Genomic DNA, 2,165 nt, shown 5'->3' on the forward strand with positions numbered 1-2,165 from the left:
CATCTTCATAGGACTTGGCCAGGTTCTGGTGGGATTTCCACGCCAGCTCGTCCTGATCTTCACGGGCAATGCCCCACTCTTTTGCGGTGATCGCCTGGTGCTCACCCATGGACAGGCCGGTGCGCGGCTCGCCGTTCTTGGGGATGTCGGGCATCAGGGATTTCGGGTTAAGCAGCTTCAGGCCCAGCTTGGCGCGCTCGCCGTTGGTCTTGGCACGGTTCAGGGCCATGAATACCTTGCGGGCTTCTTCGTTGACGCCCAGGGGCGCATCAGAGGTGGTGTCCACACCACCGGCGATGGCGCAATCGATCTGACCCAGCGCAATCTTGTTGGCTACCAGGATGGCCGCTTCCAGGCCGGTGCCGCAGGCTTGCTGCAGGTCATAGGCCGGGGTTTCCGGGGCCAGCTTGGAACCCAGTACGGATTCACGTACCAGGTTGAAGTCACGGGCGTGCTTCATCACTGCACCAGCAGCCACTTCGTCGATCTTCTCACCGTGCAGCTTGAAACGGTCCACCAGACCGTCGATGGCAGCAGTCAGCATGTCCTGGTTGCTGGTATCGATATAAGCGGAGTTGGAACGGGCAAACGGGATACGGTTACCGCCGATAATGGCAACCTTACGTACGGCTTTACCTGCCAGCATAGTCATGTCCTCTCAAGATGGCGGTGAGCAACAACAGCGCGAAAACGCTACAGTATTCACTCGAATGGGCGCAGTCTACCCGCAACCGGCACGGCCTCATTGGCTCAAACGCCTGTTTGACGTCCGGCGCCGGTCAATACACCCGCCACATTGCAGTGATTCAATACGCGCCAGTGTGCGACAGGGCGGATTCTCATGCCCTACGAAAGAAGTCTGATTTTGACGCTTCTTCCCGCAGCACCTCTTTAAACCTGCTCTGGTTGCACTAATGTAGCCAGACACATTCATCTGCTGATGGCAAAGGACAGGATAATGAGCGATACCTATCAGGCGATTGCCAATTCTTCTATGGGCAAGGCGCTGTTTGGCGCAATCAACCTCCCTATTCCGGTCATTCTCGAGCGCTGGCAGCCGGGCCAGGCTTCCTTCATCAAGGGCCGCGTGCTGGTAGGTGCCGCCAACGGTTCCACCGGTATCGATACCATCCTGGCGACCCTGAAAGGGGCCCCGGAAGCCCAGGTAGCGGTACTGGCCAACACCGGTAACGCCACCGAGCTGCAGAAGAAAGCCGGCAAGCTGGGCGTGAGCGCGGACAACTACACCGCCAGCCGCGAAGACGATGCCAAGTTCAAGGGCCTGGTATTCGATGCCACCGGCATCCAGAACCCGGACGAGCTGAAAGCCCTGTGGGAATTCTTCCACCCGGTGATCCGCAAGCTGGAAAAATGTGCCCGCGTTGTGGTCATCGGCCGCACCCCGGAAAAGCAGACTGGTGCCGCCCGTGTGGCCCAGCGTGCTCTGGAAGGTTTCACCCGTTCCGTGGGCAAGGAAATCAAGAAAGGCGCCACCGCCCAGCTGGTGTATGTAGACGAAGGCGCAGAAGCACAACTGGCGTCTCCCCTGCACTTCTTCCTGTCGCCGAAATCTGCCTATGTATCCGGCCAGGTGGTTCGCGCCACCGAAGCAGGCTTCAAGGCTGCCAAGTTCGACTGGGACAAGCCCCTTGCTGGCAAGAAAGCCCTGGTCACCGGTGGCTCCCGGGGTATCGGCGCGGCGATCGCCGAAGTACTGGCCCGTGACGGCGCGACCGTTACCGTGCTGGATATCCCGCCCATGGCCGACGACCTGAACCAGGTGGCCGAGCAGATCGGTGGCGATACCCTGGAACTGGATATCACTGCTGACGACGCCCCTGCCACCATCGCCGCCAAGGCGAAGGAAATCGGCGGCTATGACGTGGTCGTGCACAATGCCGGCGTCACCCGCGACAAGATGCTGGGCAACATGCCGGAGAAATTCTGGGACATGGTGCTGAACATCAACATCGCCAGCCAGCTGCGCATCAACGAGAAGCTGCTGGCTGAGGGCGGCATGGGCAAAGGTGGCCGCATCATCTCCATCAGCTCTATCGCCGGTATCGCCGGTAACCTGGGTCAAACCAACTACGGCGCCTCCAAGGCCGCCGTGATCGGCATGATCGACGCCTACAAGGACGAGTACGCCGAGAAAGGCATCACCA

Annotated in this window: 2 protein-coding genes; one reads left to right on the plus strand and one right to left on the minus strand. The window is 60.0% G+C overall.

Features of this window, described 5'->3' with window-relative positions; all coding sequences use genetic code 11:
* Nucleotides 1–646, minus strand: a 646-nt coding sequence (locus HUJ17_RS00075) for a beta-ketoacyl synthase N-terminal-like domain-containing protein (protein ID WP_290508807.1), incomplete at its 3' end; no start/stop codon positions are given.
* 312 nt (nucleotides 647–958) lie between these two features.
* Here HUJ17_RS00075 and HUJ17_RS00080 point away from each other — a divergent pair.
* Nucleotides 959–2,165: 3-oxoacyl-ACP reductase (locus tag HUJ17_RS00080; RefSeq protein WP_290508806.1), on the plus strand; the 1,207-nt coding region annotated here is incomplete at its 3' end.

The sequence above is a fragment of the Alcanivorax sp. genome, assembly GCF_014762765.1.
Lineage (GTDB): Bacteria > Pseudomonadota > Gammaproteobacteria > Pseudomonadales > Alcanivoracaceae > Alcanivorax.